Raw genomic sequence first — 19,247 nt, 5'->3', positions numbered from 1 at the left:
ATTATTTTGGAGGAATATTATGAAAGCAAAACACACAGATTTAGAGAAACTTGAGCAGCTCTATAAAGAGTCGGGTAACCAGCTCGTAGTGCTCTACGGAAGGAGAGGCTGTCAAAAGGAGGAGCTCATAAAGGAATTTTGTGACGGAAAGAAATTCTTTTACTACAGATGCAGACAGGCATCGCCAGAGCATCAGCTTGAGATGATGGGGGAGGAGATAAGCCGTCAGTACAAGGTGAGCCTGAGCAGACAGACATATGAGGAGTACTTCGCGAGAATCAAATCAGGTGACCCTTCCAAGCTTGTCGTGATAATCGATGAGGCACAGTTTGTGGCAAAGAGGGATACATCATTTATGGAAGCAGTTGCAAAGCTTAAAAAGCACAAGCTGTATCCGGGACCTGTACTTATAATACTTGCCACATCATCTACAGTCTGGGCAACACAGGAGGCATCAGAGCAGTTTAAGGGAGCCGAAATGAAGCTTGAATCGCTCAATTTCCTTGAGGTTGTAAGACATTTTGAAAGTCTTCCGGTCGCGGAAATCGTGAGGATTTACGGAGCAATCGGTGGAGTTCCGGCATATCTGGATAAGTGGGATGCAGCTAAATCCTTTAAGGAAAATATATGCAGGCTCGTATTGACACCATCGGGAGCACTGTATGGTGAGGCGGATGCTGTTATATCCTCAGAGCTTCGAGAGCTTTCTGCATATAGCACAATACTTGCAGCAATCGCAAGAGGTGAGAACAAGCTCAATGATATTTTCCATGCGACAGGATTTTCGCGTGCCAAAATCAGCGTATATTTAAAAAATCTTGCCACCTTCAATATCGTGGAAAAAGTAGTTTCATTTGAGACCGGCGGATGGGAAAATGCAAAGAAGGGAGTATATCAGATAAAAGACACATTTGTTAATTTCTGGTTTAAGTTTGTCTATCCGAATATGTCTAATCTGTATCTGCTTTCACCGGAAGAGTTTTATGATACATATATAGAAAAAGAGCTTGATGCGTATCTTGAGAGATATTTCAGGGAGGTCTGCACAGAGTATCTGCTTATATTAAATCAGATGGGACAGCTTCCGTTTACCATAAAGCGTGTGGGTACATGGATTGGAAAGACAGGCCGCATAGACATCGTGGCTCAGAGCGAGGATAGAAGGAGTATCATCGGCTTCTGCAACTGGGACAAGCCAATGATGACCATGGATATGTGCGAGAATATGGCTATGGCTATGGATCAGGCAAGGCTTACATCTGATGACTATTATCTGTTTTCGGCAACGGATTTTGAACCTGCACTGCAAAGCTATGTAGTCAGAGACCCTAGATTCAAGCTCATCAACATGAATGAATTATAGAGGAGCTTATGGGAAAATCACTGATAATAACAGAGAAGCCATCTGTGGCACAGGAATTTGCGAAGGTGCTGCGGGTGAGCGGACGTAATGACGGTTATATAGAAAATGGAGAATATGTGATTTCATGGTGCGTGGGACATCTGGTCGGGCTGGTCTACCCTGAGTCCTACGACATGAAATACAAGAAATGGCGTCTTGAGGATCTGCCGTTTCTGCCAAAGGAATACAAATATGATGTGATAGACAGCGTGCGCAAGCAGTACAATATTGTGCACGCTCTTTTGCAGAGAGAGGACATTGACAGAGTTTACTGGGCAGGTGATGCCGGAAAAGAAGGACAGACTATTGAGGAGAATATCAGAAACTTTGGTGGTGTCAGGGAAGGCATGGAGGAGCTTCGAGTCTGGATAGATTCGCAGACTGAGGAGGAAATCCTAAGAGGCATAAAAGAGGCAAAGCCGATGAGTGCGTATGCAAACCTCGGAAAGAGCGGCATCATGCGTACCATCGAAGACTATGCGATGGGCATCAACTTTTCGCGTGTCATGTCGGTCAAATACGGCAATCTGCTAAACGATGCAGCGGGTACACGCTCGTACACGGCAATCGCGGTCGGACGAGTGATGACCTGTGTGCTTGGAATGGTAGTAATCCGTGAGCGTGAAATCAGAAACTTTAAGGAGACTCCGTTTTACAGGGTAATCGGCAGGTTTACGGATGCCGGTGTAGAGGCAGAGTGGAAGGCTGTAGAAGGCTCAAGGTACTTTGAATCACCGCTTTTATACAAGGAAAACGGCTTCAAAGAGGAAAAAGATGCACTCGCTTTAATTGAAGAATTAAACGGCAAACAGGCAAAAATTAAATCTATAGTTAAGAATATTACTAAAAAAAGAGCACCGCTTCTTTTCAACCTGGCGGAGTTGCAGGCAGAGTGCTCAAAGAAGTTTAAAATCAGCCCTGATGAGACATTACAGGTGGCTCAGGATCTGTATGAAAAAAAGCTCACAACCTATCCTAGAACAGATGCCAGGGTGCTTTCAAGCGCTGTGGCAAAGGAGATTGGAAAAAACATAGGCAGGCTTAAAGGTTTTGAACCGACAGCAGACTTTGTGGAGCATATTATGCAAAAGAGGCTATATACCAACATAGCTGATACGCAGTACACGGATGACAGCAAGGTAACAGACCACTATGCTATCATTCCGACAGGTCAGCTTACAGAGCTTTCGGGGCTTACATCGCTTCAAAGAGCAGTATTTGAGCTGATTGTCAGGCGTTTCCTTAGTATTTTTTATCCACCGGCAGAGTATGAGAATGTGAAGCTTGTCGTAGATGTGGATAAGGAAAGTTTTTTTGCATCATCAAAGGTACTAAAGAGCGAGGGCTATTTACAGGTGGCGAATCCGCCGAAAAAGAAGTCGTTTGAGGAATCAAACGCACGAATACTTGGTAAAAACAGTGAAACTGCAGATAGTACAGATGAAAACAGCACAGCAAACGGCAGCAATGATGAGATAGTCGTAAATCCCAAGGTGATGCTTGAGCTTGCCGATAAGCTAAAGGCGGGTGATGAGATAGCATGCCAAGGCTATAATATCAAGTTTGGTAAGACATCTCCGCCAAAGCGCTATACATCAGGCTCCATGGTGCTTGCCATGGAAAATGCAGGACAGCTTATCGAGGACGAGGAGCTTCGTGAGCAGATAAAGGGCTCAGGAATAGGCACCTCAGCAACGAGAGCGGAGATAATCCAGAAGCTTGTCCGTATAGGATATCTGAATCTTAACAAAAAGACACAGATACTCACACCCGAAAGCCTTGGCGAGATGGTGTTTGAGGTCGTATACATGACAGTTCCGGCACTTCTTAATCCAAAGATGACAGCCAACTGGGAAAAGGGACTGGACGGAATTACAAGGGGCACGGTGGATTTCTGGGAATACAGGGGAAAGCTTGAGAGCTTTATCCGCAAAGAGACAGAAAAGATGATTGAGCAGAATCTGCGCCCTGAGATTGCAGACCGCATCAGCAGCTTTGCAGGCAAAAATGCCAGAGGTGCGGCGGCCAGACGAAAGATAGGTGTCAAGTGCCCTGTTTGCGGTGGCGAGATAGTGACCACACCGTTTGGCTATGGCTGCGCCAATTACAAAAATGATAAATCAGGATGTAATTTTAATATCGGACAGGTGGCAGGACTTGATATTCCGGAGGAACAGGTCAAAAAGCTGATTGAAGAAGGAATCACCGACACAATCCGTGGTTTTAAGTCGAAGAGCGGCAAACGCTTTGATGCATGCTTAAAGCTCAACAAGGATGAACAGACGAACAAGGTATCAGCCACCTTTGATTTTGAAAATGTAAAGCCGCAAAAGGTCGAGGGCATTGTATGCCCGGACTGTGGAGGCGATATATATGTGTCGCCATACGGCTACCGATGTGCAAACTATAACAGACAGACAGAGGATGGCTGCCATTTCTTCGTTGGAAGGATAGCAGACAAGCAGCTGTCACAGGTACAGTTTTTAGAGCTCATGGCAAACGGCAGAACAGAGACGATAAAGGGCTTTAAATCAAAATCGGGAAAGCGCTTCAACGCATGCCTCGTTTTAAAGAAGGAGCCGGTCACAGAGGGAAGTGAGAAAATGCACACCGTCGTAGCATTTGACTTTGACAATGTGGAGGACGAAATCATAAAGGATGTCGTCTGTCCGCTTTGTGGTGGTCAGATAAAAAAGACATCGTTTGGCTATGGCTGTGTGAACTACAAGGGTGATGAGCCGGGAAGCTGCCGCTTTTCGGTGGGACAGATTGCGGGAAAGACAATCACAGCCGCAAACTTAAAGCAGCTTCTTAATGATAAAAAGACCGAGACCATACGAGGCTTTAAATCCAAAAGCGGGAAACGCTTCGATGCGTGCCTGGTGCTTAAGGAGGATGAAAACAAAAAGCTCTCTGTCCAGTTTGATTTTGACCATGTAGAGCCAAAGACAGTGAAGGATGTAGTATGTCCGAAGTGCGGAGGCAAAATCCAGGTGGCGCCATTTGGCTTTGTATGCGAGAACAACAGGCGTGATGATCCTGAGAGCTGCCGCTTTATGGTGGGCAAGGTCGCAAGCGTCAAAATAAAGGAATCAGTCCTTAAGGAACTTTTGACAAAGAAAAAGACAGAAGTTATATCAGGATTTGTCTCAAAGACAGGCATGAAGTTTGACGCACCGCTAAAGCTCACAGAAGACGGAGATATAGCCTTTGATTTCCCCGAAAAGCCTAAGCCAATCGAGACAAATGTACTCTGTCCAAAGTGTGGCAGACCTCTCAAAAAGACACAGTGGAAATATGAGTGTGAGTGCGGCTTCAATGTTTGGCATACTGTGGCAAAGGTGGAGCTTTCAGAGGAAATTCTCACGGAGCTGTTTACCACAGGAAAGACTAAAAAGAAGGTCACAGGCTTCACCTCCAAGGCGGGAAATGTATTCGATACATGTCTTAAGTTTGAAAATGACCAGATATCATTTGATTTCGATAACCCCGGCGAGGAAGAAGTGCAGAGCACGGCTGAAGTACATAACAATGCTGATGCACATAACAATGCCGATGCACAGAGCAATGCTGATGCATATAACAATGCTGATACACAGAGCAATACTGATGCACATAACAATGCTGAAGTACAGAGCACGGCAGATGATGCGCCGGATGAGACAACCCTGAATGAGATGGGAATCCCAGAGGAATTTCTGGCAGGATTTGATATGGCAGCTGATAGTGTACAGGCAGATGATGTGTCGGAGGCGGCACTTGCGGCGGCGCATGAGCTGTTCGGTGAGTAGCTTTGCCTATAATTAATTATTAAATCTATAATTAATATGAATTTTTATATTTATGTTTAATACTTATATTTATGTTTAATATTTATATTTAAGTTTAAATATTAAAATGACAGTTAAAACAATAGTCAATAATTTTCACATAATTAAAAGAAAGGACATAGAAAAATGGAAAACGCAAAAATAACAAACCTCTATAATCTGGATGAAACAATCGCAAAGGAGTATTTATCACAGTTCACTTATCCATGGGAGGCACTTGCCGGAATAAGTGATTTCATCAAGGAGCTCGGACCAACACTTGACCCTGAAATCTATGAGAAAAGAGGCGAGGATATCTGGGTAGCAAAGAGCGCAACAGTATTTGACAGCGCATATCTGCACGGTCCACTCATCATCTGCGAGGATGCAGAAATCAGACAGTGTGCTTTTATCCGTGGCAGTGCAATCGTAGGAAAGGGCTCAGTAGTAGGTAACTCCACAGAGCTTAAAAATGTAATCATCTTCAATTCAGTACAGGTGCCACACTACAACTATGTAGGAGATTCAATTCTTGGCTACAAATCACATATGGGCGCAGGCTCTATTACATCAAATGTAAAGAGTGACAAGACTCTTGTAGTCGTAAAGGATGTTTACGATACAAAAGAGGAGATTGAAACCGGTCGCAAGAAATTCGGCGCTATGCTCGGTGACCATGTGGAGGTGGGCTGCAACTCAGTGCTCAATCCGGGAACAGTAATAGGAAGAAATTCAAACATTTATCCGCTTTCAAGAGTACGCGGAGTCATCCCTGCAAACCACATTTTCAAGGACAAGGACAACGTAGTTCTTAAAAAATAGTAATGTTGTTTGAAAAAATATTGTATTTTTGTTGTTTTTTGTCGATGATACTCTAGACTTATTACAAAAAATATGAGAGAATAAATCGGGTATGTTAAAACCATAACGAAAGGAGTCTTAAGATGATTTACACTAAGGAAGTTGAAAACATGTGTCCTGTAGCTAAGGGCGCAAAACATGAGCCAGCTCCTATCCCAGAAGAAGGAAAATGGGTTCATTCTAAGAAAATTGAGGACATTTCAGGATTTACACACGGTGTAGGCTGGTGTGCACCACAGCAGGGTGCCTGCAAGCTCTCACTCAATGTAAAGAATGGAGTAATTGAAGAGGCATTAGTTGAGACTATCGGATGCTCAGGAATGACACACTCTGCAGCTATGGCAGCAGAAATCTTACAGGGTAAGACAATTCTTGAGGCATTAAACACAGACTTAGTTTGTGATGCCATCAATACAGCTATGAGAGAGTTATTCTTACAGATCGTTTACGGTCGTACACAGTCTGCATTCTCTGATGATGGACTTGCTGTTGGAGCAGGACTTGAGGATTTAGGAAAGGGACTTCGCTCACAGGTTGGTACAATGTACGCAACAAAGGCAAAGGGAGTTCGTTACCTTGAGATGGCTGAGGGCTATGTAACAGGAATCGCTCTTGACAAGAACGATGAAGTAATTGGATACCAGTTCGTTTCTCTTGGAAAAATGACAGATTTTATCAAAAAGGGTGATGACGCTAACACAGCTTGGGAGAAAGCTTCAGGATCATACGGTCGTGTAACTCCAGAGCAGGGTGCTGTTAGGATCATCGATCCAAGACAGGAATAAGAGGAAAGGAGAACGACAATGGCATTATTTGAAGCATATGAAAGAAGAATAGACCAGATCAATGCTGTACTTAACAGCTATGGTATCAGCTCAATCGAAGAAGCTGAAAAGATTACAAAGGACGCTGGACTTGATGTTTACGATCAGGTAAAGAAAATCCAGCCAATCTGTTTCGAGAACGCTTGCTGGGCATACACAGTTGGTGCAGCAATCGCAATCAAAAAAGGATGTAGAAGAGCAGCAGACGCTGCAGCAGCAATCGGAGAGGGACTTCAGGCATTCTGTATCCCTGGATCAGTTGCTGATCACCGTAAGGTAGGTTTAGGACATGGTAACCTTGGAAAGATGCTCCTCGAGGAGGAGACAGAGTGCTTCTGTTTCTTAGCAGGTCACGAGTCATTCGCAGCTGCTGAGGGTGCTATCGGAATCGCTGAGAAGGCAAACAAGGTTCGTCAGAAACCACTGCGTGTTATCCTTAACGGACTTGGAAAAGACGCTGCACAGATCATCTCACGTATCAACGGATTCACATTCGTAGAGACACAGTATGACTACAAGGCAGCTAAGCTCAACATCGTATCTGAGCATGCATACTCAGACGGACTCCGTGCAACAGTTAAGTGTTACGGTGCAGATGATGTTCAGGAAGGTGTTGCAATCATGCATCACGAGAACGTTGGTGTTTCTATCACAGGAAACTCTACAAACCCAACTCGTTTCCAGCATCCGGTAGCAGGTACATACAAGAAAGAGTGTATCGAGCAGGGCAAGAAGTACTTCTCAGTAGCATCAGGCGGTGGTACAGGACGTACACTTCACCCAGACAACATGGCAGCAGGACCAGCTTCTTACGGTATGACAGATACAATGGGACGTATGCATTCAGATGCACAGTTCGCAGGATCTTCATCAGTTCCGGCTCACGTTGAGATGATGGGACTTATCGGAATGGGTAATAACCCAATGGTTGGTGCTACAGTAGCAGTTGCCGTTTCCATCGAGGAAGCAGCCGAGGCTGGAAAGTTCTAAATAGACTTTACAAATTGAAAAGACGTTAAACCCAGGAAGTACCGTAATCACAGCGATTGCGGTACTTTTTTGGTGCCTGGAAGTGGAAAAATGAAATTGGGTGTGAGATGGTGTAAAAAGTGGTGAAAATGGGAAAGTAGGAAACCGGTAGGTAACAAGTAGGAAACATGGAGAAGGTAACACTTTTTCAGTTACCTGCAGAATGCGGAAATACCGCAACCACGAGGGTTACGGTATCTTTTCCAGTTCGGCTCTGAGCCATTCTAAGTCACGGTCTGTATAAGCCGCCTCTGTTATGTCGGTGATTCTGTGACCGACAAGTTTTTTGATGGTGTATTCGTCAACCTCGGCTTTCTTTGCCATGGTGATGAATGTCATTCGAGGGTCGTGCGGCCGATGATCGTCTCTGAGTTTGAGAGCGGTGATCACTTTATCGAAACGGCCGGCATATTTGTCGTAGGTGATTGCCATGCCGCCCTTTGGAGAATCCGGATCATTAAAGAGCCGGTGGCTTCCAAGTTCAAGGGCATAGTCGTAGTTTTTCTTAACCAGGTCAAATATTTTCGGGTGGATAGGCACCATACGGTGTCGCCCGGCCTGTGTTTTCATACCACCGACAATATAGCGTTCTTCAAGATGCACGTCCTCTAGTTCCAGTATGGCGAGTTCTTGCGGTCGCCATCCCATGTAGCACTGTATGAGAACCCAGTCCACGAACCGGATTTTGCCGACGTTTTCCCAAAGCGTCTGCATCTCTGAGTCCTGGAAGATGATGTGGCCACGTTTTGCTTCTTCCTTTTCTTTGATGATGTCGTCCGACAGTTCAAATGTGCGGGAGTAGTTCTTATCAACAAGCTCATATTCGAGCGCATAGTCCAGCATTAAATTAAACATAGACTTGATCCGGGATTTTGTGCCTGCAGACGCAAGCACCTTTTCGCCCTTATTGGCTCCACGTGAAGGAATGATGTAGCCATCTTCCATTATGCCCTTGATGTGGCGGGCACGCAGGTCCTTAACACGCATTCCGGCAATGGCGTGGCAGTAGCTCCATGCTGACTTGATGGTACGGCAGGATGATTCACTTTCCAGGGTAGGGAAGTAAGCTGCAGTCCATTTGTCGTAGAGTTCCGCCAGGGTCATAGCGGCATTTTGTATATCGTAAGGATTAGCTCCGTACTCAGCGAGTGCCTGCAGAGCTTCCTTCTTAGTCTTGAATGTTCCAAGAGGAACACGGTTTTGCACGGTCTTTCCGGTCTGTTCGTCCGTGATCCAGCCTAGAGTAACACGGGCCAGGTAAGGCTTACGACGGTTTCCGGAAAGTTTTGTCACGCTGCCGTAGCCGTTAGGTAGTTTCATTTGACAACCTTACTGATTCCACAGCCGCAGGCAGGCCAGCGAAATCCGTTTTTGCTGGTTCGAGTTTAAGGAGAGAAGAGAGCGTGATTGTTTTCTGCTCCGGCACCTTCTCATTAAGAACCGAGGTGGGTAGAACATAAAAGTCCCAGTAGTCGAGATCAAGAATTGAAACATCACGTGTACGAGCGGTAAAGACGCAGAACACATACAAATCACTGTTACGCATAGCCATAGAGGCGTAGGTAGCTCCATCCCAGGCAAATTTCTTTGCAATGTCGAAGCTAATCTGCGAGAACACATCTTCCAGAGTCCACGCCTGCAGATAGGCAGACGACTTGACCTCGATCCGGAGACCGGAAGGAGAAGTAAGGTCGAACGGTAGCCAGTCGGCACGTGCGACGTCTTTTGTTTCCAAGGCAGAGTGTACGAGAAATTCGGCAAGCACTCCACGGTGGGTATTGTTGAGCAGATCAGAATACGCCCAACGCCAAAAATCCTGCAGCATGATAGAAGTACCGGAACCATGCAGGGTAAATGGTTCATTGCCGTTTAGTTGTTCCATGGTTTCCTCCGTATCTTTCCAGGAGCGTCCATAGGACACGCTTATCGTCGCTGGAAGCGATGGAATACAAGGACACGAGCATTTTATCGTCCGGGACATTATGCCGTCCAAGAAGGTAATCTACGGACACATCGAGGGCATCAGCCAGTAGCACGACATTATCGACGGTCGGTGTTCGCAGTCCATTGAGGTAGCGTGAGATTGTAGCGGCAGTCACACCGGAAAGAGCGGCAAGGTCGTTACCGTTCAAATGGTGTTCCTGCATACAATGCGAAAGACGCTCTGAGAATTTGTTAATATCCATAGGCGTAACCGGAGATACCGGTACCACGTATGGAACAGTCTAAAAGTTTCTTGCACTCAGAGTCCGTAAGCGGACCGTATGAGTGAACCAATCCGAACAACTGCAGGTCAGTGAGCATAAGCCGGTGCTGCAGGTGCCGGATCTTTGCTACGACACCGTAGGAGCGGTTCCTGGTGCCGTGATTGCAGCTGTCACAAAAAGAGGAGAGATAAAGAAGCAATGCAGCGGCATCGTTCCCGGACCTCTCCTCATTGCGTGCCAGCTCAAAGTATTTGTTATTCATAGGCACATCTCCTCAGTACCGGCCGTAAAGTCGGTACCATTCTAAACTGATAATCTTTTTTCTTTGTCGAGGTATTTCTGAGACTCTGTATAGGCTTTCAGAAATCCCTTGAGTTCCCCGATAAACTCAAATTGTTTGTTCTGTGGCAATGCCCGGTACAGTTCGAGAAGCTCGTCCTCTTCTGCAGTGGTGAGCTTGCGGGCAGGAGCCTCTTCGCCGGTCAATAGGTAATGAACTGACACGCCAAGGAAGTCTGCAATCGGTTTGATGTATTTCGCTGGTGGGTCGCTATTGCGAGTTTTCCAGGTAGACATCGTAGATGTCCGAATGCCGAGGCGGTCGCACAGATCAGTAGCCTTTTTGTCCGTTTTTTCAAGGGTTTCAGTGATTCTTTCGATGATTTCCATAGGCAACCTCCGTGGTAAAAATAATACGCAAATAAGAGCAAAAACATTTACAAACTCGCAGATACGTGCTATAATAAATACATGAAATACAAAACAACTCAAAGTTGCGAGCCGAGAGATTGTGCTTGTATTTCGTGCGTCTGTTTGCGAGTTTGTAAAGAGGTTTACTTACATTATAGCACGCAAATCAGAAAAGATAAATAGTTTTTACACAAATGCGAGAAAGGAGTGAAACGCAAGCATGAAGCAGGAAACATCACAGTGGGGCAAAGCTGTTAAAAAAGCAGTAATCGACCACGATATGACATTGAAGCAGCTGGCCGAAAAAATCGGCTACAGCAATGCTACTGTTTCCCAGGTAGTCAACGGCAGATATTCCAATTCGAGTTACAAGGTAATCGCTGAGAAGATCAACGAAGTGCTTGGAACGGAAGGACTGCCGGAGAGAACCGAAACACCGTCCGATGAATGGTGTCAGACAGTGAAGGTGGAACTGGTAAAACAGAGCATGACCGTCAATGAGCTGGCGAAGCAGCTGGATGTCTCCAGGGATCGGCTGTCACTGGTAATTAACGGCAAGATGATGAACGAAGCAATCGTAAGCGGGGTGAATAACCTGCTAGGAATCAACCTGGTCGCTGTTCCAGCTGATAAGTAAATTATAGCGGAAGGGTAGGTAACAAGAAATGGGAAGAGGCCCTACAAACGAGAACACAAATATGTATTTCCAGGCCAGAAAAAAGGCGGCAACGTACAACGAGAGGCTATGGAGCCGTGAAGGAGCTGCAGAACTGTTGGGGATATCGGTTTCAACATTGGCAGATTACGAGCTTGGCAATACGAAGGTTGTCCCGGTGGACAAGGTGGTGCTTATGGCTGACCTCTACAACGCCCCGGAATTGATTACTGGGTACTGTATGCGAGAATGCCCGGTACACGGATTCCTACCACTGGCAACCGAAGAGAAAAGTTTAGAAGGAATTGCATTAAGGCTTTTACAGAACTTCAATGAGGATTCATTGAAGAATATGCGAGACAGTCTGATCGAGATAACTGCAGATGGAAAAATCACAAAGGATGAATTGCCAGCCTTGGAAAAAATCATCGGGCAGCTCGAAAAGATGGCAGAGGTAATAAGCGAAATGAAAATTGTCGGAGAGAAGTATTTGAACGGCAAGTAAGCCGGAGCAACGCCGGAAAGGAGTTCAGAATTGAAGAAAGCAAGTAAGCGAAGAATATTGTTTGCGGCAAGAATGGCAACGATGGTCGGAGCTGCCTGTTTTGCAGTAAGTGGCATTTCAGAAACGCTCGGGCAGGAGAAAGAAAAAAGCCGGCCGGTCTACATAGCCACAGAGGAAGTGGCAGAGACGACGTATATGCCGGAGGTCGAAGAGACAACACAGCCAACGGAGACAGCAAAGGCAGTTGAGACAGAAGAACCGTTGATTGCAAGTATGGATTGGGACAAGGACGATTCTTACCTGCTATGCAAGATAGCAATGGCCGAAGCTGAGAGCGAAGGCGTGAAAGGAAAGGCACTGGTCATGCTGGTGGTCCTCAACAGAGTTTGGAGCAATGAGTTCCCGGACACAATCGAGGAAGTCATTTTTCAGAAGAACCAGTTCAGTCCAGTAGCAAACGGAAGATACGACGCAGTAGAGCCGGACGAGGAGTGCTACGAAGCATTGAAGCTGATCCAGGTAGACCATTGGAACGAAAGCCAGGATGCTTTGTATTTTGAGAGCAAGAGCGACAGTAAGTGGCACAGCGAGAATTTGGAATTTCTTTTCAAGTACGGCAAACATTACTTCTATAAGTGAAAGGAACAGGCGGTATGAGAAGATTTAGAAAGAAAGTCAGAAGATTTGTGAGACTGTATTGGTTTTGGGTAAGCCTGGGACTGGTCCTCACAAAAGTATCGGTTGAAGCAGCGTACATTGAGAGAGGCTATAAAGCCTACGGCGGTGAGTGGCTGGTCTTACCAGTGGTGTTGATCGTCGGATATTTCGTAAATGAGGCGAGAATGTACCTGCCGGACTTCATCGAAGAATGGAGAGAGGAGAAAGCCTATGAGCGAAGAGTTGCAGAAAATCGTAGACGAGTACAGAGAGAAAGAAATTCACATCTCAGATGAAGAGGCTGAGCAAATCTTATGGTTGTGCAACCGGAAGATGGATATAAGCAAGATCGAGAACAGAGAGGAATACCTGCCGCTGCTATTCAAGGACGAGGTTAAGAACTATCTGTTCAGATGCTCGGTAAACGCTACGACGTTTTTGAGAAGATTGGAGGCAGAAGGAATATGTGTGCAGAATGCGGTATGAACCCATGCCATCCAAGATGCCCGAACGCACCGGAGCCGGTACCGGTTCACGAATGCGTGAAATGCGGGTACGGAATCCTGGTAGGAGATAAGTTTTGGGATTCTCCGGAAGGGAAGATTTGTGAAGAATGCGTGGATGATATGAGCGCAGAAGAAATATTAAAGTTGTGTGGCGAAAGCCTCACGGAAGCAGAAAAGGAGGAAAGGTAGTATGGCAGAACAGAATGCAGTGGCAACACAGCAGGGAACGCAGTTAAGTGTAGCAGCGCAGGTTAAGAGCATGATTTCCCAGGACGCAGTAAAGAAGAAATTTACGGAAGTCTTAGGGCAGAAAGCACCGCAGTTTTTAGCATCCATTACGAATGTGGTTGCTGGATCAGCACAGTTAAAGAAATGCCCGGCAACAACGATCATGAGCGCAGCGTTTGTAGCAGCAACCTACGATTTGCCGATTGACAGCAATTTAGGGTTTGCGGCAATCGTGCCTTACAACAACAATAAGTACAATCCGCAGACGAGACAGTGGGAGAAACATCCGGAAGCACAGTTTCAGATGATGTATAAGGGATTTATCCAGCTGGCGATCCGCTCCGGATATTATGAAAAGATGAACTGCTCGGTTGTCTATAAGGACGAGCTGGTTTCATACAATCCGATTACCGGAGAGGTTGAGTTTGTGACGGACTTCTCGAAGTGTACGCAGAGAGCCGAAGGAAAATCGGAGAACATCGCTGGCTATTATGCCTGGTTTAAGTTATTGACAGGTTTCAGAAAAGAACTGTTTATGACAACGGCAGAGGTTGAGAACCATGCCCGCAAGTATTCGACAGCGTACAGATACGACCTGGAAAATAACAAGAAGGGCAGTAAGTGGACGACAGATTTTGAGGCAATGGCATTAAAGACGGTTATCAAGATGCTCCTAAGCAAGTGGGGTATTTTGTCAGTGGATATGCAGAGAGCAATCCAGGACGATCAGAAAGTTTACGACGAGGACGGCGAAGGAAGTTACGGTGACAACCAGCCAGACATCGTAGAGGCACAGGACCCGTTCGGTAATATCGAGCAGAAAGAAGAGGAACAGCAGATCGGCGGCTTAGATTTGGAAGAGGTTGAATAGGAGGAAGAAGAATGCAGCTGACATCAGAAAATTATTACAGCCAGGAGGCTAACAAGGAGTACATGAGCGTATCGGGATATAAGGATTTTGCCGGAACCTACGGCAAGATGCCTTGCGAGTTCTACGGAATGGAGAAACTGAACGGACGCTGGGAGGATGAAAAGAGTACAGCACTGCTGGTAGGAAGCTATGTAGACAGTTATTTTGAGGGAAGCCTGGATCAGTTCAAGAAGGACAATCCGGAAATCTTCACTCAGAAGGGAGAGTTAAAGGCAAACTTCAAGCAGGCAGAGGAGATCATCGCCCGTATCGAGCGAGACGAATACTTCATGAAGTATATGAGCGGTCAGAAGCAGGTCATTATGACAGGAGAACTGTTCGGGGCGAAGTGGAAGATCAAGATGGACTCATACATTCCGGGAGTGGCTATCGTTGATTTGAAGGTCATGGCATCCATTACGGATTTGAAGTGGGTAAAAGACATCGGCTACCTCGATTTTGTCCGTTACTGGGGTTACGACATCCAGGGGGCGGTCTACCAGGAAATCGTGAGACAGAATACCGGCGAGAAGTTGCCATTCTTTATTGCGGGAGCAACGAAGCAGACAGAGCCGGACATCCGTATTATCCACGTAACAGACAACTATCTGCAGGAGGCATTGCACATGGTAGAGATGAATATGCCGAGAATCCTCAGAGTTAAGAATGGAGAGGTTGAGCCGGACAGATGCGAATTGTGCGATTGCTGCAGACACAACAGAGTCTTAAAGAAGCCGATCTCGATTATGGACTTAACAGCAGGCATTTAAGGAGATAGGCGGTGACTGAATGGCAGACAACAGAAAGTATTACTACCTAAAGCTGAAAGAGGACTTTTTCGACACGGACGAGATGAAGATTTTAGAGAGCATGAAGGACGGATATTTATACAGTAATATCCTGCTGAAACTCTATCTGAAAAGCCTGAGCAATTCCGGCAGGTTGATGTATAGAAATGTGATTCCGTACACGCCGGAAATCCTGGCAACTTTGACAGGGCACCAGGTAGGCACCGTCGAGAAAGCATTGGATGTATTCAAGAAGCTGGATTTAATCGAGATGCTCGATAACGGAGCAATCTACATGATGGATATTCAGAACTTCATCGGCCAGTCGTCCAGTGAGGCTGACAGGCAGAGAGAATATTACAACCGCATGAAGGCTGAGAAGGAAGCACTGGCAGGAGAAAACACAGAAACGCCGGAACTTCCGGAGCCGAAAGAACCGGTACTGCCTGCAGAACGGAAGTCAAATAAGGCGATTGGTAATTACACCACGGATTTCGAGGAACTGTGGGAGGCATACCCGAGGAAGGTTGATAAAGGGCAGGCATACAAGAAGTATAAGGCCCGCCTGGAAGATGGCTTCTCCCACGAGCAGTTGTATGAAGCGGTAAAGAACTATGCGGCACAGTGTAAGAAGCAGAGAACAGAGACAATGTACATAAAGCATGGCAAGACATTCTTAGGAGAGTCAACGCCGTTCCTGGACTATCTGCCAAAGGACAAGCCGGTACAGAGCGAAGCAGAGTACGACGACAACGAGAATCCGTTCGGAAGGAGTGAGTGACGATGAATTTGGATTTGCAGAAGGTTTTACCTGCAGAAGCATTCGAGACAGAGCAGAATGAGGGCGACTACATCGGCAAAGACGGACTGCTTTACTGCGGAGTCTGCAGAACCAAAAAGCAGACCAGGTTGCCAGCGTCGGATTTTACCGGCGGCAGGGAGATAATTGTTCCATGTATCTGTAAGTGCAAGGTTGAGGAGAACAAACGCAAGGAAGAGGAAGAAAAGAAGAGACAGGAAATGCAGCGTTTGGAAAGATTGAAAGCCAGCAGCCTTATGGACGCCAAGCTGAAAGCGGCAAGGCTGGACGGATACCAGGTGGACGGAGACAATCAGAAAATCTACAACCTCGCAGGCAATTATGTGAAAAGGTTTGACGAAATGTACGAGAAACGCCAAGGGTTGTTGTTTTGGGGGACGGTCGGAACCGGGAAGAGTTACACGGCCGCCTGCATTGCGAATGAGTTGCTGAATCAGATGATCCCGGTGGTTATGACATCATTCGTGAAGATACTGCAGAACATCCAGGGCAACCCCGACGAGGAAGAAAGAATAATGGCGGGACTGAATGCGGCAAAGCTGTTGATTATCGACGACCTGGGAGCAGAGAGAAGTACCGATTATGCGTTAGAGAAGGTGTACAACATCATCGACAGCAGGTATTTATCCGGAAAGCCGTTGATCCTCACTACGAATATGACATTGAAGGATATGCAGGAGTCAGAGGACATCCGATACAGACGTATCTATGACAGAATATTTGAGATGTGTTTTCCGGTAAGGTTTGCAGGCAGAAGTTGGAGAGAAAAGGCGGCGTCGAAGAGGTTCGATGCCATGAAGAATTTAATGGAGGAATGACAGCATGGGATTGATTAAGGTGGCAGAAATCAGCATTGAAAAGCTGGAAGATCGCAAGACGGTTACGGCAATCCTGCACGAGAACGGTTATACCGTCGGGCCAGGAAAGAGAAAAAAGACAGAGACCGGAAAGCAGTTAGATTACTACTTGAAGGTGTATGTGGAGGAAGGCACAGATAAGGCAGAACTCTACAAAGCAACAAGCGGAAAAACGAAGGTGACAGCCAAGAAGGTGACGGATAAGATGTCGGCCGAGATTGGCGACAAGGCATAGGAGGCAGAAAGTGGATGAAGATATGAAGCAGATTCGTTTCACAATACCAGGACAGCCATTCGGGAAACAGAGACCGAAGTTTTCAAGAGCTGGGGCGTATGTTAAGACGTACACCCCGAAAGAGACCACCAGTTATGAAAACCTGGTGAAGCTGTTTTATAACGAAGCAGCCAAAGGAAAGATGTTTCCGGAAGGGGCAATGCTGGATGTAAGGATAATTGCATATTACGAAATTCCGAAGTCTACCAGCAAGAAGAAACGCAGGGAAATGTTGGAACACAGGATCAGACCAACCAAGAAGCCGGACTGGGATAATATCGGCAAGATTGTTTGCGACAGTCTAAACCTGGTAGCGTACCACGATGATTCGGCAGTTGTGGATGCACAGGTAAGGAAGTTTTACTCAGAAACGCCGAGGATTGATGTGATGATAAAGGTCGTAGGACCGGATCAAATTTAGGAGGTAGACAATGGCAGGAAGAAAGAAAACTGAAACAGTGGAAGCAGAAGTTGTTGAGACAGCGGTAGTACCGGCAGGGAAAATGGAGTTCAGACTGATTAACCCGACAGAGGATGGTTTTCTCAGACGCATTCAGTGGAACAAGGAAGAGTTGGAGGCTGCAGTAAGAGCCAAGATCGCCGGTTACGAGAATGTGGTTTACACCGAGGAAAACATTAAGGCAGCGAAGAATGACAGGGCAGAGCTGAACAAGCTCATTAAGGCTATTGAGGAGAGAAGAAAGCAGGTAAAGAACATCATCAATAAACCTTATGCAGTGTTCGAGGCAGAGTTAAATGAAATCACGGCACTTATCAATGAGCCGGTCGCACTGATCGACCAGCAGGTAAAGGCGTTCGAGGAAAAACAGAAGGAAGAAAAGAAAGAGGCTATCAAGGCTACCTACGATGAAAATATCGGAGATTTGGCCGAGGTATTGCCGTTTGAAAAGATTTTCGACAGCCGTTACCTTAATCAGACATATAAGCTGGCAACCGCACAGAAGGAAATTGTGGACAAGATCGACACGGTTAAGACAGATTTGGAGATTATCGACATCCTGGATAGTAAGTATAAGTTGAATGCGAAGGATGTGTATATCAAGACCCTGGACCTCAGCAAGGCACTGGCAGAGAACAAGAGACTGGCAGACTTGGAAGAAAAACTGGAAGCAGACAAGCGTCGTAAGGCTGAGGAAGAGGCCGAGAGAAAACGCCAGGAAGAAATCCGCAAGCAGAAGGAAGCTGAGGAGCAGGCAAAGCGCGAGGCAGAAGAAGAGGAGCGTAAAGCGGCAGAAGCTAAGAAAGCACAGGAAGCCGCCGCAGAAGTCGAACAGACAGAACCTCAGTCCGAAATGGGTAAGGTGATTGAGTCTATTGAAAAATCGGCATTCGCCCAGGCAGTAGCCGGAGAAACGCAGGCGGAACCAGCAGCGCAGGTGGTTGATCCGTTTGCGCCAAAAGAAGAACCTGAGCAGGAAAAGAAGTACAGAGTACGTTTCTTTGCAGACGGAACTAAGGAGCAGCTGGGGAAACTGATTGCTTTTATGAATGAGAACAATATCAAATACGGCAAGATTGCAAAGGAGAGTAAGTGATGAATGATTTTGACAAGAAATTGGATTTCGACAGCAATACCTTCGAGAATATGAAGCACGATATGAATTTTGTTCTGCAGAGACTTCTTGGAAACATGATTGAGAAGCAGTCCAACGAAGGAAGTATGACAATTAAGATTGACGTTACCATGGTAAAGGAGTTTATCCCGAACTATGACCCGAATATCAAGGGAGAGTCCAGGGAGATTAGCAAGCCGCAGTTCAAGCACAAAGTCACATCTGCAGTAAAGATTACCGACGAGAAAGGTGGAAATCTCAATAACGAGATGGAGATGGTTATGGATGAAGAGACTGGTTGTTATGTATTACAGCCGATTGCGAACACCCAGCAGAGAACGATTTTTGATTCAGACTTCATGCAAGGTCAGAAGCAGGAAGGTGAAGGAAACGAGGATATTATCGACGGTACATACATCGATGCAGATGTAAGACCGGCGTTACCTGGACCGGCAGATGAAGAGAAGCCTGCGGAGACCGAGAAAACAGATACCCAACCTGCAGAAGAAACGCCGTCAGAAGAGAACAACGGAGAGCCGGGAGATACACCGGCCGAGGAACCTAACGAGGAAGAGCCGGAGGATATTACAGACGACATCCTGGGAGATGCAGACACAGAAGGTTACGATTACGAAGATCCGGAGGAGTAGA

General features: G+C 46.2%; 24 protein-coding genes. 19 read left to right on the top strand and 5 right to left on the bottom strand.

What is annotated here, in order from left to right; translation table 11 throughout:
- Positions 1–19 precede the first annotated feature (19 nt).
- From EUBREC_RS09710 to EUBREC_RS09690, 5 genes are all read left to right on the top strand, one after another.
- The gene (locus EUBREC_RS09710; RefSeq protein ID WP_012742986.1) at positions 20–1,363 is read left to right on the top strand and encodes an ATP-binding protein; all 1,344 of its coding nucleotides are present in this window, start codon (positions 20–22) and stop codon (positions 1,361–1,363) included.
- A gap of 8 nt (positions 1,364–1,371) precedes the next feature.
- On the top strand, positions 1,372–5,193 hold the full coding sequence (locus EUBREC_RS09705; RefSeq protein WP_012742985.1) for a type IA DNA topoisomerase: 3,822 nt from the start codon (positions 1,372–1,374) through the stop codon (positions 5,191–5,193).
- A gap of 165 nt (positions 5,194–5,358) precedes the next feature.
- Positions 5,359–6,033 (top strand): LbetaH domain-containing protein, encoded by a 675-nt coding sequence (locus EUBREC_RS09700; RefSeq protein ID WP_012742984.1) that lies wholly within the window; start codon positions 5,359–5,361, stop codon positions 6,031–6,033.
- A 122-nt stretch (positions 6,034–6,155) separates the two neighbouring features.
- Complete coding sequence (locus EUBREC_RS09695) at positions 6,156–6,857, top strand: iron-sulfur cluster assembly scaffold protein (protein ID WP_012742983.1); 702 nt, start codon at positions 6,156–6,158, stop codon at positions 6,855–6,857.
- 18 nt (positions 6,858–6,875) lie between these two features.
- Positions 6,876–7,886 (top strand): GGGtGRT protein, encoded by a 1,011-nt coding sequence (locus tag EUBREC_RS09690; RefSeq protein WP_012742982.1) that lies wholly within the window; start codon positions 6,876–6,878, stop codon positions 7,884–7,886.
- A 228-nt stretch (positions 7,887–8,114) separates the two neighbouring features.
- Here EUBREC_RS09690 and EUBREC_RS09685 read toward each other — a convergent pair whose 3' ends face one another.
- Genes EUBREC_RS09685 through EUBREC_RS16665 form a run of 5 tightly spaced genes read right to left on the bottom strand, consistent with a single transcriptional unit; the run spans position 8,115 to position 10,801 of the window.
- Positions 8,115–9,245, bottom strand: coding sequence for a tyrosine-type recombinase/integrase (locus tag EUBREC_RS09685; RefSeq protein ID WP_012742981.1), 1,131 nt, complete (start codon positions 9,243–9,245; stop codon positions 8,115–8,117).
- Positions 9,232–9,807, bottom strand: a complete 576-nt coding sequence (locus tag EUBREC_RS09680; protein WP_012742980.1) for a hypothetical protein — start codon at positions 9,805–9,807, stop codon at positions 9,232–9,234. Before EUBREC_RS09680 ends, EUBREC_RS09685 begins: the two co-directional genes overlap by 14 nt.
- Positions 9,785–10,072 (bottom strand): helix-turn-helix domain-containing protein, encoded by a 288-nt coding sequence (locus EUBREC_RS18390; protein WP_243006245.1) that lies wholly within the window; start codon positions 10,070–10,072, stop codon positions 9,785–9,787. Before EUBREC_RS18390 ends, EUBREC_RS09680 begins: the two co-directional genes overlap by 23 nt.
- Before the next feature lie 28 nt (positions 10,073–10,100).
- Positions 10,101–10,394 carry a hypothetical protein gene (locus tag EUBREC_RS09670; protein WP_012742978.1) on the bottom strand — a complete coding sequence of 98 codons (294 nt, stop codon included), beginning with the start codon at positions 10,392–10,394 and terminating at the stop codon, positions 10,101–10,103.
- A gap of 41 nt (positions 10,395–10,435) precedes the next feature.
- Positions 10,436–10,801, bottom strand: coding sequence for a helix-turn-helix domain-containing protein (locus EUBREC_RS16665; protein WP_012742976.1), 366 nt, complete (start codon positions 10,799–10,801; stop codon positions 10,436–10,438).
- 241 nt (positions 10,802–11,042) lie between these two features.
- Here EUBREC_RS16665 and EUBREC_RS09660 point away from each other — a divergent pair, with 241 nt between their 5' ends.
- The 14 genes from EUBREC_RS09660 to EUBREC_RS09600 are packed head-to-tail and all read left to right on the top strand — an operon-like array spanning position 11,043 to position 19,246.
- Positions 11,043–11,459, top strand: coding sequence for a helix-turn-helix transcriptional regulator (locus tag EUBREC_RS09660; RefSeq protein ID WP_012742975.1), 417 nt, complete (start codon positions 11,043–11,045; stop codon positions 11,457–11,459).
- Positions 11,460–11,487: 28 nt separating this feature from the next.
- Positions 11,488–11,982 (top strand): helix-turn-helix domain-containing protein, encoded by a 495-nt coding sequence (locus EUBREC_RS09655; RefSeq protein WP_012742974.1) that lies wholly within the window; start codon positions 11,488–11,490, stop codon positions 11,980–11,982.
- A 30-nt stretch (positions 11,983–12,012) separates the two neighbouring features.
- Positions 12,013–12,621, top strand: a complete 609-nt coding sequence (locus EUBREC_RS09650; RefSeq protein WP_041254101.1) for a cell wall hydrolase — start codon at positions 12,013–12,015, stop codon at positions 12,619–12,621.
- A 14-nt stretch (positions 12,622–12,635) separates the two neighbouring features.
- Entirely contained in the window at positions 12,636–12,935 is a 300-nt protein-coding gene (locus EUBREC_RS16660; RefSeq protein WP_049757235.1) for a hypothetical protein, read from the top strand.
- Positions 12,871–13,125 carry a hypothetical protein gene (locus EUBREC_RS17490; protein ID WP_012742971.1) on the top strand — a complete coding sequence of 85 codons (255 nt, stop codon included), beginning with the start codon at positions 12,871–12,873 and terminating at the stop codon, positions 13,123–13,125. The genes EUBREC_RS16660 and EUBREC_RS17490 overlap by 65 nt, the downstream gene beginning before the upstream one ends.
- Positions 13,104–13,334, top strand: coding sequence for a hypothetical protein (locus EUBREC_RS09640; protein WP_041254099.1), 231 nt, complete (start codon positions 13,104–13,106; stop codon positions 13,332–13,334). Before EUBREC_RS17490 ends, EUBREC_RS09640 begins: the two co-directional genes overlap by 22 nt.
- A gap of 1 nt (position 13,335) precedes the next feature.
- Positions 13,336–14,244 (top strand): recombinase RecT, encoded by a 909-nt coding sequence (locus tag EUBREC_RS09635; RefSeq protein ID WP_012742969.1) that lies wholly within the window; start codon positions 13,336–13,338, stop codon positions 14,242–14,244.
- Positions 14,245–14,255: 11 nt separating this feature from the next.
- Complete coding sequence (locus tag EUBREC_RS09630; protein ID WP_012742968.1) at positions 14,256–15,053, top strand: PD-(D/E)XK nuclease-like domain-containing protein; 798 nt, start codon at positions 14,256–14,258, stop codon at positions 15,051–15,053.
- Between the two features lie 19 nt (positions 15,054–15,072).
- Positions 15,073–15,852, top strand: a complete 780-nt coding sequence (locus tag EUBREC_RS16655; RefSeq protein ID WP_012742967.1) for a phage replisome organizer N-terminal domain-containing protein — start codon at positions 15,073–15,075, stop codon at positions 15,850–15,852.
- Positions 15,853–15,854: 2 nt separating this feature from the next.
- Positions 15,855–16,709, top strand: a complete 855-nt coding sequence (locus tag EUBREC_RS09620) for an ATP-binding protein (protein WP_012742966.1) — start codon at positions 15,855–15,857, stop codon at positions 16,707–16,709.
- Positions 16,710–16,713: 4 nt separating this feature from the next.
- Positions 16,714–16,983: a hypothetical protein gene (locus EUBREC_RS09615; protein ID WP_012742965.1), complete on the top strand. Its 270-nt coding sequence runs from the start codon at positions 16,714–16,716 to the stop codon at positions 16,981–16,983.
- Between the two features lie 10 nt (positions 16,984–16,993).
- Positions 16,994–17,443, top strand: coding sequence for a RusA family crossover junction endodeoxyribonuclease (locus EUBREC_RS09610; RefSeq protein ID WP_012742964.1), 450 nt, complete (start codon positions 16,994–16,996; stop codon positions 17,441–17,443).
- A gap of 10 nt (positions 17,444–17,453) precedes the next feature.
- A complete protein-coding gene (locus EUBREC_RS09605; protein ID WP_012742963.1) occupies positions 17,454–18,578 on the top strand; it encodes a DUF1351 domain-containing protein in 1,125 nt (374 codons plus the stop codon).
- On the top strand, positions 18,578–19,246 hold the full coding sequence (locus EUBREC_RS09600) for a hypothetical protein (RefSeq protein ID WP_012742962.1): 669 nt from the start codon (positions 18,578–18,580) through the stop codon (positions 19,244–19,246). Before EUBREC_RS09605 ends, EUBREC_RS09600 begins: the two co-directional genes overlap by 1 nt.
- Position 19,247 lies beyond the last annotated feature (1 nt).

This window comes from Agathobacter rectalis ATCC 33656 (genome assembly GCF_000020605.1).
Classification (GTDB): domain Bacteria; phylum Bacillota; class Clostridia; order Lachnospirales; family Lachnospiraceae; genus Roseburia; species Roseburia rectalis.
The sequence above is the reverse complement of the archived record's forward strand: the minus strand, read 5'-3'. Positions and strand labels throughout refer to the sequence as shown.

Excerpts from the sequence above, each read along its gene's own strand:
- EUBREC_RS09660 (WP_012742975.1), top strand. The coding sequence starts at position 11,043 with ATGAAGCAGGAAACATCACAGTGGGGCAAAGCTGTTAAAAAAGCAGTA.
- EUBREC_RS17490 (WP_012742971.1), top strand. The coding sequence starts at position 12,871 with ATGAGCGAAGAGTTGCAGAAAATCGTAGACGAGTACAGAGAGAAAGAA.
- EUBREC_RS09655 (WP_012742974.1), top strand. The coding sequence starts at position 11,488 with ATGGGAAGAGGCCCTACAAACGAGAACACAAATATGTATTTCCAGGCC.
- EUBREC_RS09630 (WP_012742968.1), top strand. The coding sequence starts at position 14,256 with ATGCAGCTGACATCAGAAAATTATTACAGCCAGGAGGCTAACAAGGAG.
- EUBREC_RS09640 (WP_041254099.1), top strand. The coding sequence starts at position 13,104 with ATGTGTGCAGAATGCGGTATGAACCCATGCCATCCAAGATGCCCGAAC.
- EUBREC_RS09710 (WP_012742986.1), top strand. The coding sequence starts at position 20 with ATGAAAGCAAAACACACAGATTTAGAGAAACTTGAGCAGCTCTATAAA.
- EUBREC_RS09635 (WP_012742969.1), top strand. The coding sequence starts at position 13,336 with ATGGCAGAACAGAATGCAGTGGCAACACAGCAGGGAACGCAGTTAAGT.
- EUBREC_RS09600 (WP_012742962.1), top strand. The coding sequence starts at position 18,578 with ATGAATGATTTTGACAAGAAATTGGATTTCGACAGCAATACCTTCGAG.
- EUBREC_RS09615 (WP_012742965.1), top strand. The coding sequence starts at position 16,714 with ATGGGATTGATTAAGGTGGCAGAAATCAGCATTGAAAAGCTGGAAGAT.
- EUBREC_RS09605 (WP_012742963.1), top strand. The coding sequence starts at position 17,454 with ATGGCAGGAAGAAAGAAAACTGAAACAGTGGAAGCAGAAGTTGTTGAG.
- EUBREC_RS18390 (WP_243006245.1), bottom strand. The coding sequence starts at position 10,072 with ATGCAGGAACACCATTTGAACGGTAACGACCTTGCCGCTCTTTCCGGT.
- EUBREC_RS09620 (WP_012742966.1), top strand. The coding sequence starts at position 15,855 with ATGAATTTGGATTTGCAGAAGGTTTTACCTGCAGAAGCATTCGAGACA.
- EUBREC_RS09690 (WP_012742982.1), top strand. The coding sequence starts at position 6,876 with ATGGCATTATTTGAAGCATATGAAAGAAGAATAGACCAGATCAATGCT.
- EUBREC_RS09700 (WP_012742984.1), top strand. The coding sequence starts at position 5,359 with ATGGAAAACGCAAAAATAACAAACCTCTATAATCTGGATGAAACAATC.
- EUBREC_RS09680 (WP_012742980.1), bottom strand. The coding sequence starts at position 9,807 with ATGGAACAACTAAACGGCAATGAACCATTTACCCTGCATGGTTCCGGT.
- EUBREC_RS09705 (WP_012742985.1), top strand. The coding sequence starts at position 1,372 with ATGGGAAAATCACTGATAATAACAGAGAAGCCATCTGTGGCACAGGAA.
- EUBREC_RS16665 (WP_012742976.1), bottom strand. The coding sequence starts at position 10,801 with ATGGAAATCATCGAAAGAATCACTGAAACCCTTGAAAAAACGGACAAA.
- EUBREC_RS16660 (WP_049757235.1), top strand. The coding sequence starts at position 12,636 with ATGAGAAGATTTAGAAAGAAAGTCAGAAGATTTGTGAGACTGTATTGG.
- EUBREC_RS09685 (WP_012742981.1), bottom strand. The coding sequence starts at position 9,245 with ATGAAACTACCTAACGGCTACGGCAGCGTGACAAAACTTTCCGGAAAC.
- EUBREC_RS09695 (WP_012742983.1), top strand. The coding sequence starts at position 6,156 with ATGATTTACACTAAGGAAGTTGAAAACATGTGTCCTGTAGCTAAGGGC.
- EUBREC_RS09670 (WP_012742978.1), bottom strand. The coding sequence starts at position 10,394 with ATGAATAACAAATACTTTGAGCTGGCACGCAATGAGGAGAGGTCCGGG.
- EUBREC_RS16655 (WP_012742967.1), top strand. The coding sequence starts at position 15,073 with ATGGCAGACAACAGAAAGTATTACTACCTAAAGCTGAAAGAGGACTTT.